Raw genomic sequence first — 15,172 nt, forward strand, 5'->3', positions numbered from 1 at the left:
CCCTCAGGTGTCCTCGGCCGCCCGATCGTCTCAGATCCGCATAAACTGTGGCGTCCGCCGATTCCGAAAGGCTCTCATGGGCTTCGAGATCCCGGTGTGGTTCCAGATCGTCGCGCTGACCGTGCTCGTTCTGATCCTGGCCGCCGACCTTCTCCTCATCCTCCGTCGTCCCCACATCCCCTCCGCGCGGGAGGCCACCCTGTGGGTCGTCTTCTACGTGTCGCTTGCGCTCGTGTTCGCCCTCATCCTGCTGTGGGTCTCGGGTAGCGCGGATGCGGCGGGCCAGTTCGTGGCCGGATGGTTGACGGAGTACAGCCTCTCGGTCGACAACCTGTTCGTCTTCGTGCTGCTGATGGGCCAGTTCGCCGTCCCGCGCAAGTACCAGCAGGAGGTGCTGATGGTGGGGATCATCATCGCGCTCGTGCTGCGAGGCATCTTCATCGCGTTCGGTGCGGTGCTGATCGACAACCTCTCGTGGATCTTCTACGTGTTCGGGCTCTTCCTCGTCTGGACGGCCTGGCGTCAGGCCTTCCCCGGCGACGACGAGCACGGCGAGCAGCGCGAGAACGCCGTCGTGCGGCTGCTGCGGCGTTTCATCCAGATCCGCGACGAGTACGACGGATCGAAGCTGCGCACCGTGGTCGACGGCAAGAAGGTCTTCACGCCGATGCTGCTCGTCTTCGTGGCGATCGGCTTCACCGACCTCGTCTTCGCGATCGACTCGATCCCGGCGATCTTCGGCATCACGCAGAGCGCCTTCATCGTCTTCACCGCCAACATCTTCGCCCTCATGGGGCTGCGCCAGCTCTACTTTCTGCTGGGCGGACTGCTCGATCGCCTGCGCTACCTGCACTACGGGATCGCGTTCATCCTCGCCTTCATCGGCGTGAAGCTGTTCCTCCACGCCCTGCACGAGAACGAGCTGCCGTTCATCAACGGCGGTCACGGCGTCGAATGGGCGCCCGACATCTCTGCGTGGGTCTCGCTGATCGTGATCGTGATCGCCATGGCGACCGCGACCATCGCCAGTGTCGTGGCGGCGCGGCGCGAGGCCGCATCCGTCGACGAGGGCTGAGCAGCCCGGTCAGAACGAGCGCAGGTTCGCGCCGAGGCCGGCGCCGTCGTACTCGCGGCGCAGGATGCCGCGGCGGCGGAGGATCGGCACGAGTTCGTCGAGCATCCGGTGCACGGTGACCGGATGCACGTCACCCCACAGCAGAACGCCGTCGTTGCCCCAGTCGCCCAGCTGCTCGATGCGATCCGCGAGCTCTCCCGCCGTTCCCACCCATCCGGTGCCGTCCGAGATGCGGCCGAGGCGGGCGTGCGCGGCGAGGATCTCCCGCAGCGGCGTCTCGCGCGCGTCGTGGTCACCGATGAGCCGACGGATGCTGCCGTGCGACACGTGCGCGGCGAACAGCCCCTCGGGCAGCGGGCGGTCGAGATCGAGCGTCGTGAGATCGGTCTCCAGATCCGAGGACTGGCGCCGGGCGATCGTGCGCAGCGCGGAGTCGTCGGGCGTGCGGGACGCCGCCACGAGCCGATCCGCCTCCTCGGCTGAGGAGACCAGCACGGGCTGGATCGCGAACAGCACCTTCACGTCCGACGGGTTGCGACCGCGCTCGCGTGCGGCGCGGTGGATGCGCTCCCGGTAGGTGCGCACGCTCGTCTCGTCCAGAGGCGCGAGAGCGAGCTGCACGTCGGAGTGCGCTCCGGCGAACGCGAGGCCCCGCTCCGAGCCCCCGGGCGACACGATCGCGGGCTCACCGTCGACGAAGGGCAGCGCATTCAGCGGACCGTCGAACCCGAAGTGCTCGCCGCGGTGGCGGATCGCCCGCATCCGTGTCCCGTCCGCGTAGCGATCGTCGTCGCGGTCGAGGACCAGCGCGCCCTCGTCCCAACTCCGCCACAGTGAGCGGATGCCTTCCAGCCATTCCTCGGCGCGGTCGTAGGCGGCATCGTGGCCGAGCGGGGCGTCGGTGCCGAAGTGGCGGGCGCTGCCGGTGTCGGTCACCACGTTCAGCCCCAGCCGGTGGCCGCTCAGGTGCTGCAGCGACGCGAACTGCCGGGCGGCCGTGTAGGGCAGGTATGCGGCGGGGTTGACGGTCGGGACGACCCCGAGGTGCCGGGTCGCCGCGAACAGATACGGAGCCAGCACGAACGGATCGTGCTTGGGTCCGCCGAAGGCGTGGCGCACCCGCAGATCGATCGTCTCCGCGGACCCGGGCGAGGGCGCATCCTCGACGATCAGCAGATCGAACCCGGCCTGCTCCAGGGTGCGGGCGGACTCCTGGTAGAGCTGCGGGGCCGTCCAGTCGTAGTCCCAGTCCAGGCTGGGCAGTCCCCAGCCGTGCGGGCCGAAACCGCGGGCCAGGAACCAGCCGAAATGCTGCGGTCTGCTCACCCGATGACCTCGATCGTCCGCGTGGATGCCGCGAGGGATGCGGCCTTGAGCGCCCGCTCGAGGTCGGCGATCAGGTCGTCGGCATCCTCGATGCCGATCGACAGACGCAGAGTTCCCGGATGCACGCCGAGCGCGGCACGCGCAGCGTCGGAGTGCTGCGCGTGACTCGTCGTGGCCGGATGCAGCACGAGCGAGCGGACATCGCCGAGGTGCGTCATGTGGGTCACGACCTGCACGGCCTCCACGAAGGCGCGGGCCGCCTCCTCTCCGCCGTGCAGGGTGAAGGTGAAGACGGAGCCGGTGCCGCGGGGCAGAAGGCGCTTCGCGAGCGTGTGGTGCGGATGGCTCGCGAGTCCCACGTAATCCACCGACGCGACCTCGTCGCGGCTCTCCAGCCACGCGGCGATCCGTGCCGCATTCGCCGACTGCTCGCGTACGCGCAGATGCAGCGTCTCGATGCCCTGCGACACGAGGAAGGCATTGAGCGGCGACGGAGTCGGACCCAGTCGCGGGGCGACCGACTCTCGCACATAGGCCAGACGTGCGCGGGAGCCGTGCCGTTCCCAGACGCTCGGCGCGCCGTCGTGACGCGCGGTGACCAGCTGCGGGAACAGAGCGCCCGACCGGGCGGCGTCGAAGCGGCCGTCGTCGACGATCACGCCGCCCAGGGCCGCTCCGTGGCCGGCGAGGAACTTGCTCGCCGAATGGACCACGACCGCCGCGCCCAGCTCGATCGGTCGCACCAGGTACGGCGTCGCGAAGGTGTTGTCGACGACGAGCGGGATGCCGTGGCCGTCCGCCACGGCGGCGACGGCAGGCACGTCGAGCAGATCGTTGCGCGCGTTGCCGATGGACTCTGCGAACAGCGCGCGGGTCTCGGGGCGGATCGCGTCCTGCCACGCCCGCGGGTCGGCGATGTCGTCGACGTAGGTGACCGTCACCCCGAACCGGGAGAGCAGGTCGTTCACGAGACCGCGCGTTCCCTCGTAGATATGGGTGGAGCTGACCAGGTGGTCGCCGGCCGAGAGCAACGCCAGCAGGGCGACCGAGACGGCGGCCTGTCCGCTGCCGAGGAACACCGCACCGGCACCGCCCTCGAGCTCGGCGAGGCGACGCTCCAGGGCGTCGACGGTCGGGTTTCCGGTGCGCGTGTAGCCGTAGCCGTCGCCCGTCGCGAAGTGCGCGGCGGCGTGATCGAAGTCGTCGAAGCGGAAGCCTGCGGTCATGTAGACCGGGACGGTGCGCGATGGCGCATCCGCCCAATCGGTGCCGCTGTGCACCTGTCGCGTGGCGAATCCGTGGGTGGGTTCGGTCATGAGGGTCCTGCCGTCTCGGGTCGCAGCAGCCTACGAGCGACGACCGCTCACGGGCGAGTGCGCCGACACACAACGTCACCTGTGCGCCCGTGCGGGTGGGCCGCGGCGCCGGAGGGCGGTGGTAGCCTGTGCGGGTGCGGATCGCTCGCCTTCTCCTTCGCAGCCGCGACGAGTCCTAGACCCAGGCCTCCCTCGTCGCGGAGTTCGTTGCGGGCTTGATCCACCGTCATCTCAGGAGAACGACAGCATGAGCAATCCCGATCACTCCGCGGCGTCCGCGCCGCGCACCCTGGCCGAGAAGGTCTGGGACAACCACCTGGTGGTCAAGGGCGAGGACGGCCAGCCCGACCTCATCTACATCGACCTGCACCTCGTGCACGAGGTCACGAGCCCGCAGGCCTTCGATGGTCTCCGCGCCGAAGGGCGCGGGCTGCGGCGCCTCGACCTGACGATCGCGACCGAGGACCACAACACTCCGACGCTCGCGATCGACAAGCCGATCGCCGACCCGACCAGCCGTCTGCAGATCGAGACGCTGCGCCGCAACGCCGCCGAGTTCGGGGTGCGCATCCACTCGCTGGGCGACGCCGAGCAGGGCATCGTGCACGTCGTCGGGCCGCAGCTGGGTCTGACCATGCCGGGCATCACGGTCGTCTGCGGCGACTCGCACACCTCCACCCACGGTGCGTTCGGAGCCATGGCCTTCGGCATCGGCACGAGCGAGGTCGAGCACGTCATGGCGACGCAGACCCTGCCGCTGAAGCCGTTCAAGACCATGGCCATCACGGTCGAGGGGACGCTGCGCCCCGGCGTCACCGCGAAGGACATCATCCTCGCGGTCATCGCGAAGATCGGCACCAACGGCGGGCAGGGCTACGTGCTCGAGTTCCGCGGCAGCGCCATCCGCGCCCTCTCCATGGAGGGGCGCATGACGATGTGCAACATGTCGATCGAGGCGGGCGCGCGCGCCGGCATGGTCGCCCCGGACGAGACCACGTTCGCGTACCTGAAGGGCCGCCCGCACGCTCCGAAGGGGCAGGACTGGGAGGACGCGGTCGCCTACTGGCGCACGCTCCCGAGCGACGAGGGCGCCGTCTACGACGCGGAGGTCTTCCTCAACGCCGACGAGCTCGAGCCCTTCGTGACCTGGGGCACGAACCCCGGACAGGGCGTGTCGTTGAACGACGTCGTGCCGACCCCCTCCGAGATCGCGGACCCGAACGAGCGCGTGGCCGCCGAGCGGGCTCTGCAGTACATGGACCTCGCCCCCGGCACGAAACTGAAGGACGTCCCGGTGGATGCGGTCTTCATGGGCTCGTGCACCAACAGCCGCATCGAAGACCTGCGTGCCTTCGCGTCGATCGTGAAGGGCCGCAAGAAGGCCGAGGGCGTGCGGGTGATGGTCGTGCCCGGCTCTGCCCGCGTCCGGCTGGAGGCCGAGGCCGAGGGGCTGCACCGCATCTTCGAGGAGTTCGGCGCAGAGTGGCGTTTCGCCGGATGCTCGATGTGCCTGGGCATGAACCCCGATCAGCTCGCTCCGGGCGAGCGGTGCGCATCCACGTCGAACCGCAACTTCGAGGGCCGGCAGGGCAAGGGCGGGCGCACGCACCTGGTGTCGCCGCTCGTCGCCGCGGCGACCGCGGTGCGCGGAACGCTGTCGAGTCCGGGGGATCTCGATCCCGTTGAAGAGCCGGCGACCGTCGGGGCGGGGGTCTGACATGGAGAAGTTCAGCGTTCACACCGGTGTCGCAGCCGCCCTCAAGCGGTCCGCCGTCGACACGGACCAGATCATCCCCGCGGTGTACCTCAAGCGGGTGACCAAGACGGGCTTCGAGGACGCGCTGTTCGCCAACTGGCGTCAGGATCCCGATTTCGTGCTCAACCAGCCCGTCTTCGCGCAGAGCTCGATCCTCGTCGCCGGGCCCGACTTCGGCACCGGATCGAGCCGGGAGCACGCGGTATGGGCCCTGCGCGACTACGGGTTCAAGGTCGTCCTGAGCCCCAAGTTCGCCGACATCTTCCGCGGCAACGCGGGCAAGCAGGGGCTCGTGACGGGTGTCGTCACCGAGGCCGACATCGAAGCGCTCTGGGCGGCGATCGACGCACAGCCCGGCATCGAGATGACGGTCGATCTGACGGCGCGCGAGGTCGTCGCGGGCGAGCTCCGGGTCCCGTTCGAGATCGACGATTACACTAGGTGGCGGTTGCTGGAAGGTCTCGACGACATCGGGCTCACGCTCCGCAACGAAGACAAGATCGCCGCCTACGAAGCGCGACGCGAATCCTGGAAGCCGCGGACACTCCCGCCCCTTCCCGCACAGTGAGGTACCGCATATGACACTTCTCGGGCAGACCACCGAATCCTCCAGCCCGCTCGCGGAGGAGGCGGAGATCCTCGAGATCCGCGGCGGACGGCCTCTGCGGGGCACCGTCGAGGTCAAGGGCGCGAAGAACCTCGTCACCAAGGCCATGGTCGCCGCACTTCTCGGCGAGAGCCCGAGCCTGCTGCGAGACGTGCCGATGATCAGCGACGTCGCCGTGGTGCGGTCGCTGCTCGAGGTGCACGGCGTGCGCGTGGCGGAGGGCGACGAGCCCGGCTCGCTCGTGCTCGACCCGCGTGACGTCGAGAGCGCCCACATGGAGGAGATCGACGCGCACGCGGGTGCGTCGCGCATCCCGATCCTCTTCTGCGGACCGCTCCTGCACCGGCTCGGTCAGGCATTCATCCCCGACCTCGGCGGATGCCGTATCGGCGACCGTCCGATCGACTTCCACCTCGACGCGCTCCGCAAGTTCGGCGCGATCGTCGAGAAGCTCCCCAGCGGCATCCGGCTGTCCGCCCCGCGGGGTCTGCACGGCGCCAACATCCACCTGCCCTACCCGAGCGTCGGGGCCACGGAGCAGGTGCTGTTGACCGCTGTGCGCGCACAGGGCGTCACGGAGCTGCGAAACGCTGCGATCGAACCCGAGATCATGGATCTCATCGCGCTGCTGCAGAAGATGGGCGCGATCATCTCCTACGAGCCCAACCGCGTGATCCTCATCGAGGGCGTCCCGAAGCTCAACGGCTACGACCACCGTTCGATCTTCGACCGCAACGAGGCCGCCAGCTGGGCGAGCGCCGCCATCGCGACGGACGGCGAGATCTTCGTCGCCGGCGCGCGCCAGCAGGAGATGCTGACCTTCCTCAACGTGCTCCGCAAGATCGGAGCGCACTTCGAGGTCCGTGAGGACGGCATCCTGTTCGCCCGCGGCGACGCGCTTAGGCCCGTCACCGTCGAGACCGACGTGCACCCGGGCTTCATGACCGACTGGCAGCAGCCGCTCATCGTGGCACTGACGCAGGCCACCGGACGCTCCGTCGTGCACGAGACGGTGTACGAGAATCGCTTCGGCTTCACCCAGGCCCTGGTCAAGATGGGTGCCGACATCACGGTCTACCCCCACGGTCTGCAGGAGGGGCCGCGCCGTGTGCCGCGCCGTTCGCTGGAGCAGGCTGCGGTCATCACCGGACCCACCCCGCTGCACGGTGCCGACATCACGGTGCCGGACCTGCGCGGCGGGTACAGCCACGTCATCGCGGCGCTGGCCGCGGAAGGCACCTCGACGGTGCGCAACATCGGGATCATCCGCCGCGGATATGCGGACTTCCTCGCGAAGCTGACCGCGCTCGGCGCCGACTTCGACGTCATCGGCTGATGGCGTCGGAGACGCACCGTCGGCGGCGCGCCTCGACGGAGAAGACACGGCCGAGCGTCTTCTGGCTGCTCGGTGGGATCGTCGTGCCGTTCGTCGGCCTGATCGCCAAGATCGAGATCGAGGGCGAGGAGAACCTGCCCGAAGAGGGGCCGTTCGTGCTGGCCCCTAACCACCACAGCGAGATCGACCCGCTTCTGGTCGCCGTGGCCGTGTGGCGCATGGGCCGCGCCCCGCGATTCATGGCGAAGGAGAGCCTGTTCCGGGTTCCCGTGCTCGGTTGGGCGCTGCGCGCGACCGGCATGATCCCGGTGGCGCGAGCCTCGAGCGCCGCGGCCGCGAAGCAGTCGCTCGACACGGCGCGTCACCTCGCGGAGCGCCGCGCCGGCGTCATCGTCTACCCCGAAGGGACCCTGACGCGCGACCCGGATCTGTGGCCCATGCGCGGAAAGACGGGAGCGGCGCGCTTGGCGCTGGCCGGCGACATCCCCCTCATCCCGATGGCCCAGTGGGGCGCGCAGCAGATCATGCCGCGCTACGGCAAGTTCCGGTTGTGGCCGCTGCGCAAGCGCGTGCGTGTTCTGGTGGGGCCGTCGATCGCTCTGGAGGAGTACCGCGACCGCGCGGCGCACCCCGTGGCGCAGGCGGAGCTCACGACGCGCGTGATGGACGAGATCGCAGGGCTGCTGTCGGTCCTCCGGGGCGAGCCCGCTCCCGCGACGCGCTGGGAGCCCGGCGCCCACGGTCAGAGTGAGACGGGCCGTCTTGAGTAGGCGTGCCACGACCCCCGTGACCCGCGTCGCCGTACTCGGCGCGGGCAGCTGGGGCACCACTTTCGGCAAGATCCTCGCGGACGGTGGTGCGAACGTGGTCATGTGGGCGCGCCGGCCCGAGCTCGCGAACGAGATCCACACCGGCAAGCGCAACACGAAGTACCTGCCCGGCATCAATCTGCCCCGCACGATGACCGCGACCTCGCATCTTGCGGAGGCGCTCGAGGGTGCAGACCAGGTCTACCTGTCGATGCCGAGCCAGGCGCTGCGCGAGAACCTCACGGGGGTCCGGCCGCTCCTCGAGGGCAGCTCGGTGCCCGTCGTCTCACTCATGAAGGGCGTCGAGAAGCGCACCGGACTGCGGATGAGCCAGGTCATCGAGCAGGAACTCCGGTGCGATCCGGCGCGCATCGCGGTGGCGTCCGGCCCCAACCTCGCGCTCGAGATCGCGCAGGAGCAGCCCACCGCCGCGGTGATCTCCTCGATCAGCCCGGAGACCGCGGAGATCGTCGCCCGCGCGGCGCGCAACCGCTACTTCCGGTCCTTCGTCAACACGGATGTGATCGGCACCGAGTTCGGCGGCGTGCTGAAGAACCTGATCGCGGTCGCGATCGGCATCGTCGACGGGGTCGGCTACGGCGAGAACACGAAGGCGTCGATCATCACCCGCGGTCTGGTCGAGATGACCGACTTCGCCGTCGCCCAGGGCGCCCAGCCCGAGACCCTGCAGGGGCTCGCCGGGCTGGGTGATCTGATCGCCACGTGCCAATCGCCCCTCAGCCGGAACAACACCGCCGGCAGGCTCCTGGGGCAGGGATACAAGTTCCAGGACGTCGTGGCGCAGATGCAGCAGACGGCGGAGGGACTCGCATCCGTTGCTCCGATCCTGCAGCTGGCCAAGGCGAGCGGCGTGCAGATGCCGATCGTCGAGCAGGTCAAGCGCGTGTTGGACGGCACGATGAACCCCCGCGAGATCGCCCCCCACCTGACCACCGACGACGACACCCCGCAGGGGGAGAGGACCCAGCATGGACAAGCCGGTAGTGGTGGTGCTCTTTGGCGGTCGCTCCAGCGAGCATTCGATCAGTTCCGCCACGGCGGGCGGGGTTCTGGGCTCGCTTGACCGCGAGCGCTACCGGGTGATCCCGGTCGGCCTCACCCGCGAGGGCGCGTTCGTTCTCGAAGACGACGATCCGGACAAGTTCGCCCTCGTCGCCGATCGCCTGCCTGCCGTGGCCGACAACGGCACGCGCATCATCTGGCCCGAGGCTGCGGGCGACAGGCAGCTGCGCGTCCGCGAGGCGGACGGCACCCTACGCGAGCTGGGCGCGGTGGATGCGGTCCTGCCGATCCTGCACGGCTCGCACGGCGAAGACGGCACCATTCAGGGCTTCTTCGACACTCTCGAGCTCGCTTACGCCGGCGGCGGTGTGATCGACTCCGCGCTGTGCATGGACAAGCACTTCATGAAGGTCGCGCTGCACGCGGACGGCATCCCGGTCTCGCCCGGCGTGACGGTGCGCCGTGCCGATTGGAATGAGGACACGGATGCGGTGCGTCCTCGTCTCGCGCACCTGGAACTTCCCTGGTTCGTCAAGCCGGCGCGGGCGGGCTCGAGCGTAGGCGTGTCGAAGGTGCACTCCGCCGATGAGCTCGACGCGGCCCTGCGGATCGCGTTCGACGAAGACGACAAGGTGCTCGTCGAGCAGGGCATCGTCGGACGCGAGGTCGAGGTGGGCGTGCTCGAGGGCCGCGACGGCGTCGTGCGCGCCTCGCTCCCCGGTGAGATCGTGTTGAGCTCGCGCGAGTTCTACGACTTCGAGGGCAAGTACCTCGGCGGCGACGGTGTGGATGTGGTGTGCCCCGCAGACATGACCGAGGCGGAGATCGAGGCGGTCCGCGCCATGGCGCTGCGCGCTTTCGCCGCCGTCGACGGGCGCGGTCTCGCGCGCGTCGACTTCTTCCTGACCGCCGACGGCCCGATCGTCAACGAGCTGAACACGATGCCGGGCTTCACGCCGATCTCGATGTTTCCGAAGTGCTGGATCGCGTCCGGCCTCAGCTACTCGGAGCTGCTGTCGGAGCTCATCGAGACGGCGCTCACGCGGCGCTGACGCCTACGAGGTGCCGGGGCGTGCGGTGCACTCCCCGTCCTTGGGAAGCTTCGCGACCAGCGACGAGAGACTGTCGAGCACGTCGACGCTCGAGACCACGTCGTTGTCGAGGTAGATCTCCACGGCCGGCGTGCGCCCGAAGCTCGTGAGGCGGTATCGGGGCGCGTCGCTGTCGTCGATCAGCCAGTCCACGCCCGACACCGTCTGACACACGAGGGTCGAGGGTCCCGGAGGCGTCACGCCGCAGGTCAGGATCACGGCGGCCGGGTCGCCCCATGCCCCCGTCGCCTGCGCGTCCGTCCACCGACGGTCCTGGCCGGCCACGTTCTGCGGCAGGTAAGCGGTGACATCCGCACAGCGCGGATCGTTCGCGGCCGGGGCGGGTTCGAGCGCGACCGTGCTGCTGCAGCCGGTGAGGGCGAGCAGCGCGAGGGCGACGGCTGCCAGGCGGCCGAGTCGGGGGCGGATCACCCCTCCAGGCTAACGCCCGCCGCGCCCGCATCCGTCTCGCGTCGAGGCTGTGGAAGGTAGCGTGGCGGGGTGGACGAGCGCACCGAGACGACCGTGGCAGAGCTCAGCGAGCGGGAGATCCTGCGCCGCATCCTGGCACGCGTCGGGACGAGCTCCGCCGTCGTCGGTCCGGGCGACGACGCGGCGGTTCTGGCGCCTGCCGGACAGATCGTGGCGACCGTGGACACCCTCGTTCACGGCCCGGATTTCCGTCTCGCGTGGACCGATGGGTTCGACCTCGGCTGGAAGGCCGCCGCCGTGAACCTCGCGGACGTGGCCGCCATGGGTGCGCGTCCCACCGCATTGCTCGTCGCGCTGGCGATGCCGGAGGACACGACGATCGGGTTCGTCGAGGCCGTGGCGGACGGCCTGCGGGCGGCGTGCGACGAGCTCGCCCCGGGGTGCGCCGTGGAGGGCGGCGACCTGACGGTCTCCGATACGCTCACCGTCGCCGTCACCGCGTTGGGGGAGCTCGGCGGTCCCGCGGTGCTCCGCTCCGGCGCGCGGGAAGGCGACACGGTCGCGATCGCGGGGGAGCTGGGCGGTGCAGCACGCGGGCTGCGACTCCTGTTCACGCGGTTCCGCGACGCCGACGCGCGCCCCGTGCCGGTGGAATTGCAGACGCTCACGGAGGCGGAGCGCGAGGACATCGCGGCGCAGTTGCGCCCGCATCCGCCCATCGCCCTCGGGCCGCGGGCGGCAGCGGGAGGTGCGCGCGCCATGATGGACGTGTCCGACGGTCTCGTGCTGGACGCGACGCGCCTGGCGGACGCCTCGGGCGTCACGATCGCGCTCGAGACGGCGACTCTCGGCGCGGATGCGGAGAACGCCCTCAGCGGCGGAGAGGATCACGCCCTCCTGGCCGCCTTCCCCGCGCACCTCGATCTTCCCGACGGCTTCCGCCGGGTCGGCACGGTGCACGCACGCGGCGAGCATCCGGTCACGGTGGACGGCGCGAGTCCCGCCGATCGTGGCGGATGGGATCCTTACGCGGACTGGGACGCAGGGCGCGGCTGAGCCCACCACAGCGCGGTGTCGCCGTGACGGCGCTCGCGCACCTGTTCCAGGTCTGCGAGATCCCAGTCGGGCTCGGTGGAGCGCTTCGCGCGCTCCACGACCACGAGCGCATCGGCGGAGAGCAGCGGACGCAGCAGCGCGAGCGCCTCGGCCAGATCGTCGTCGGCGATGTCGTAGGGCGGATCGAGGAACACGAGGTCGTACTCGGCGCCGCCCTGACGAAGGAACGCGTTCACCGTGCTGCGGTGGGCTCGTGCGGTCGCGCCGGCAGCGCGCGCGATCACCTCGGCGTTGCGCCGCACCACGGCGGCGGCCCTCGGATTGTGCTCGACGAGATCGACGTGCACGGCGCCGCGGCTGAGCGCCTCGAGCCCGAGCGCGCCCGAGCCCGCGTACAGGTCCAGCACGCGGGCGCCCGCGAGCAGGTCCTGGGACTCGAGGGCGGCGAAGAGGGACTCGCGGACGCGATCGCTCGTCGGCCGGGTACCGCTGGCCGGCACGTCGAGTCGGAGTCCGCCGGCGGCTCCGGCGATGATGCGCGTCACCTCTTCACCCTACCGACGGGCGTGGGGGAGGCTCGCCGTAGAATCGGCTCATGTCCGTCACCCTCGATTCCCGTCTCGACGGCGTGATCGGGGGCAAGGCCGCGACGACCCTGCAGCGGGCGTTCGGGATGCGGACGGTGGGCGATCTGCTCACGCACTACCCGCGTCGGTATGCGAAGCACGGCGAGCTCACGCCCATCGACTCATTGACGGTCGACGAGCAGGTCACGATCGTCGCCCAGGTCAAGAGCGTCACCGACCGGAGGATGAAGAACCGACGAGGTTCGATCCTCGAGGTCGTCATCACCGACGGCCGCGGCGACCTCGTGCTCACTTTCTTCAACCAGTCGTGGCGGCAGGACCAGCTCAAGGTCGGCCGGCGGGGCACCTTCTCGGGCAAGGTCGGCGAGTACCGCCGTCAGATGCAACTTGCGCACCCGGACTACCAGCTCTTCGAAGACGAGAACGTGGCGCTGATGAACGCGCAGGCATACGCCTCGCAGCCCATCCCGATCTATCCCGCGACCGCATCCCTGTCGAGCTGGAAGATCGGGGAGCTGATCGCCCACACGCTCGATCTGCTGGCTCCTCTCGATGATCCGATCCCCGACGACATCCGCACCCGCGAGGGGCTCTTGAGCTTCCGCGAGGCGCTGGAACGCGTGCATCGGCCGGACTTCGACGACGTCATCGACCAAGCGGTACACACCCTGCGCTGGCAGGAGGCGCTCGTGCTGCAGACCGCTCTGCTGCAGCAGCGCCAGCTCGTGCGCGCGCTGTCGGCCGAGCCCCGGCCGGCGGGGTCGCTGCTGGAGCGCTTCGACGCTGCGCTGCCCTTCGATCGCACGCCGGACCAGGTGTCGGTCGGCGACGCGATCGCCGCCGATCTCGTCGGCCCCTGGCCCATGAACCGCCTCGTGCAGGGCGAGGTCGGCTCGGGCAAGACTCTCGTGGCGCTGCGCGCCATGCTGCAGGTCGCTCAGAGCGGCGGGCAGTCCGCGCTGATCGCCCCGACGGAGGTGCTCGCCGCGCAGCATCTGCGTTCGCTCACCAAGATGCTCGGTCCGGCCCTCGCCCCCGAACTCATGCCGACGCTGCTCACGGGGCAGATGGGCGCTGCCGAACGCCGCAAGGCGGCCCTGCGGGTCGCTGCCGGGCAGGCGCTCATCATCGTCGGCACGCACGCGCTGCTCAGCGACAAGACGACCTTCGCCGACCTCGCACTGGTCGTGGTCGACGAGCAGCACCGCTTCGGCGTCGAGCAGCGCGAGACGCTCCGTGCGAAGGGCACGAGCCCGCACGCGCTCGTGCTGACGGCCACACCGATCCCGCGCACCGTGGCGATGACCGTGTTCGGCGACCTCGACGTCTCCACCATCCGCACGATGCCCGCCGGACGTGCCGGCATCGAATCCTTCGTCGCGCCCGTGGGAGAGAAGCCGGCCTGGTTTGAACGTGTCTGGATGCGGGCCGCGGAAGAGGTCGAGAAGGGCTACCAGGTCTTCGTGGTGTGCCCGGCGATCGACGTCGAACCAGAGACCGCGATCGCCGAAGCCGGGCAGGATCCTTCGACGACGATCGACGACCTCCCCGACGACGCCGGCGGAGCCCGTCCGCGGTGGGGAGTCGTTCAGGTCGTCGGGCTCCTCGCCGAGCATCCCCGCTTCGCCGACAAGCGCATCGCCTTGCTGCACGGCAAGCTCCCCTCCGACGAGAAGGACGCGGTCATGCGCGCCTTCGCCGCGGGCGACATCGACGTGCTGGTCGCGACCACCGTCGTCGAGGTCGGTGTCGACGTGCCCAATGCCTCGACGATGATCATCCTCGACGCCGACCGTTTCGGCGTGTCTCAGCTGCACCAGCTGCGCGGCCGGGTCGGACGAGGGTCCGTGCCGGGGCTCTGTCTCCTCGTCACGGACGCGCCTGCGCGCACCTCTGCGCGCACCCGCGTCGAGGCGGTCGCGGCGACGCTCGACGGTTTCGAGCTCGCCGAGGTGGATCTCCAGCTGCGTGGCGAGGGCAACGTGCTCGGCGCAGCGCAGTCCGGAGCGCGCTCGTCGCTGCGGATGCTGCGCGTCGTCACGGACGCCGATCTCATCGCGCGGGCGCGCAGTGACGGCGAGGTGATCCTGGCCGACGACCCGGCGCTGCTGCGGCATCCCGGACTCGCGGGTGCGATCGAGCGCCGGCTGGATTCGGACGAACGCGCGGCGCTGGGAAAGAACTGACGGCTTCGCGGCGCCTTGCTCTTCTGCCGAATGCGCCCCGCTAGGGTGAGAGGGTGAGCAACCGGATCGCCGTCGTCCCCGGCTCCTTCGACCCGCCCACCCTCGGTCATCTCGACGTCATCCGTCGCGCCGCGGGCCTGTACGACGAGGTGCACGTGCTCGTCGTGCATAACCCCGGCAAGGAGGCGATGCTCCCCATCGCGCAGCGTGTCTCCCTGCTGGAGCAGTCGATCCGCGAGGACGGCTTCCCGGCGGAGCACGTCACGGTGGCGTCGTGGAGCGTGGGCCTGCTGGTGGACTACGCGACCGAGGTCGGTGCCGGTGTGCTCGTGAAGGGCATCCGCTCGCAGGTGGACGTCGCCTACGAGACGCCGATGGCGATCGTGAACCGGCATCTGGCCGGGGTCGAGACCGTGTTCCTGCTGCCCGACCCCTCGCATGCTCTCGTGTCGAGCTCGCTCGTGCGACAGGTCGCCTCTCTCGGCGGCGACGTCTCGCCGTATGTGCCGCCGGTCGTCTCGCGCTTCCTCGACACGGGCGGCCGCGGCATCTGAACCCGCCGAGCCTCGTGC

Annotated in this window: 14 protein-coding genes; 10 read left to right on the forward strand and 4 right to left on the reverse strand. The window is 69.9% G+C overall.

Annotation, left to right across the window (positions count from 1 at the left end; genetic code table 11):
• The first annotated feature begins 76 nt into the window (after positions 1-76).
• Positions 77-1,075: a TerC/Alx family metal homeostasis membrane protein gene (locus QE374_RS00440; RefSeq protein WP_309731253.1), complete on the forward strand. Its 999-nt coding sequence runs from the start codon at positions 77-79 to the stop codon at positions 1,073-1,075.
• Between the two features lie 9 nt (positions 1,076-1,084).
• Here QE374_RS00440 and QE374_RS00445 read toward each other — a convergent pair whose 3' ends face one another.
• Both QE374_RS00445 and QE374_RS00450 read right to left on the reverse strand, forming a co-directional pair.
• Entirely contained in the window at positions 1,085-2,401 is a 1,317-nt protein-coding gene (locus tag QE374_RS00445; RefSeq protein WP_309731255.1) for an LLM class flavin-dependent oxidoreductase, read from the reverse strand.
• Positions 2,398-3,717, reverse strand: coding sequence for an aminotransferase class I/II-fold pyridoxal phosphate-dependent enzyme (locus QE374_RS00450; protein ID WP_309731257.1), 1,320 nt, complete (start codon positions 3,715-3,717; stop codon positions 2,398-2,400). Before QE374_RS00450 ends, QE374_RS00445 begins: the two co-directional genes overlap by 4 nt.
• A 247-nt stretch (positions 3,718-3,964) precedes the next feature.
• Between QE374_RS00450 and leuC the strand changes: the two genes are divergently transcribed.
• From leuC to QE374_RS00480, 6 genes are read left to right on the forward strand one after another with little or no spacing between them, the layout of a single operon-like run.
• Positions 3,965-5,434, forward strand: coding sequence for a 3-isopropylmalate dehydratase large subunit (leuC, locus tag QE374_RS00455; protein ID WP_309731258.1), 1,470 nt, complete (start codon positions 3,965-3,967; stop codon positions 5,432-5,434).
• 1 nt (position 5,435) lies between these two features.
• Positions 5,436-6,041 carry a 3-isopropylmalate dehydratase small subunit gene (leuD, locus tag QE374_RS00460; RefSeq protein WP_309731260.1) on the forward strand — a complete coding sequence of 202 codons (606 nt, stop codon included), beginning with the start codon at positions 5,436-5,438 and terminating at the stop codon, positions 6,039-6,041.
• A gap of 10 nt (positions 6,042-6,051) precedes the next feature.
• Positions 6,052-7,416 (forward strand): UDP-N-acetylglucosamine 1-carboxyvinyltransferase, encoded by a 1,365-nt coding sequence (gene murA / locus QE374_RS00465; protein WP_309731262.1) that lies wholly within the window; start codon positions 6,052-6,054, stop codon positions 7,414-7,416.
• Entirely contained in the window at positions 7,416-8,186 is a 771-nt protein-coding gene (locus QE374_RS00470; RefSeq protein ID WP_309731264.1) for a lysophospholipid acyltransferase family protein, read from the forward strand. Before murA ends, QE374_RS00470 begins: the two co-directional genes overlap by 1 nt.
• Positions 8,179-9,309 carry an NAD(P)H-dependent glycerol-3-phosphate dehydrogenase gene (locus QE374_RS00475; RefSeq protein WP_309731265.1) on the forward strand — a complete coding sequence of 377 codons (1,131 nt, stop codon included), beginning with the start codon at positions 8,179-8,181 and terminating at the stop codon, positions 9,307-9,309. Before QE374_RS00470 ends, QE374_RS00475 begins: the two co-directional genes overlap by 8 nt.
• Positions 9,215-10,300, forward strand: coding sequence for a D-alanine--D-alanine ligase family protein (locus tag QE374_RS00480; protein ID WP_309731267.1), 1,086 nt, complete (start codon positions 9,215-9,217; stop codon positions 10,298-10,300). Before QE374_RS00475 ends, QE374_RS00480 begins: the two co-directional genes overlap by 95 nt.
• A 3-nt stretch (positions 10,301-10,303) precedes the next feature.
• On the opposite strand, the gene QE374_RS00485 is transcribed toward QE374_RS00480, so the two are convergent.
• Entirely contained in the window at positions 10,304-10,771 is a 468-nt protein-coding gene (locus QE374_RS00485; protein ID WP_309731268.1) for a DUF3515 family protein, read from the reverse strand.
• Between the two features lie 69 nt (positions 10,772-10,840).
• On the opposite strand from QE374_RS00485, the gene thiL reads away from it, so the two are divergent.
• Positions 10,841-11,827: a thiamine-phosphate kinase gene (gene thiL / locus QE374_RS00490; RefSeq protein ID WP_309731269.1), complete on the forward strand. Its 987-nt coding sequence runs from the start codon at positions 10,841-10,843 to the stop codon at positions 11,825-11,827.
• Here the strand turns inward: thiL and rsmD are convergent.
• Positions 11,797-12,372, reverse strand: coding sequence for a 16S rRNA (guanine(966)-N(2))-methyltransferase RsmD (gene rsmD, locus QE374_RS00495; protein WP_309731271.1), 576 nt, complete (start codon positions 12,370-12,372; stop codon positions 11,797-11,799). The two genes, thiL and rsmD, sit on opposite strands and share 31 nt — an antisense overlap.
• A 50-nt stretch (positions 12,373-12,422) precedes the next feature.
• Here rsmD and QE374_RS00500 point away from each other — a divergent pair, with 50 nt between their 5' ends.
• Both QE374_RS00500 and coaD read left to right on the forward strand, forming a co-directional pair.
• A complete protein-coding gene (locus QE374_RS00500) occupies positions 12,423-14,600 on the forward strand; it encodes an ATP-dependent DNA helicase RecG (RefSeq protein ID WP_309731273.1) in 2,178 nt (725 codons plus the stop codon).
• A gap of 53 nt (positions 14,601-14,653) precedes the next feature.
• Positions 14,654-15,154 carry a pantetheine-phosphate adenylyltransferase gene (coaD, locus tag QE374_RS00505; RefSeq protein ID WP_137417165.1) on the forward strand — a complete coding sequence of 167 codons (501 nt, stop codon included), beginning with the start codon at positions 14,654-14,656 and terminating at the stop codon, positions 15,152-15,154.
• Positions 15,155-15,172: the final 18 nt, after the last annotated feature.

Source organism: Microbacterium sp. SORGH_AS_0428 (assembly GCF_031453615.1).
In the GTDB taxonomy this organism is placed as follows: Bacteria; Actinomycetota; Actinomycetes; order Actinomycetales; family Microbacteriaceae; genus Microbacterium.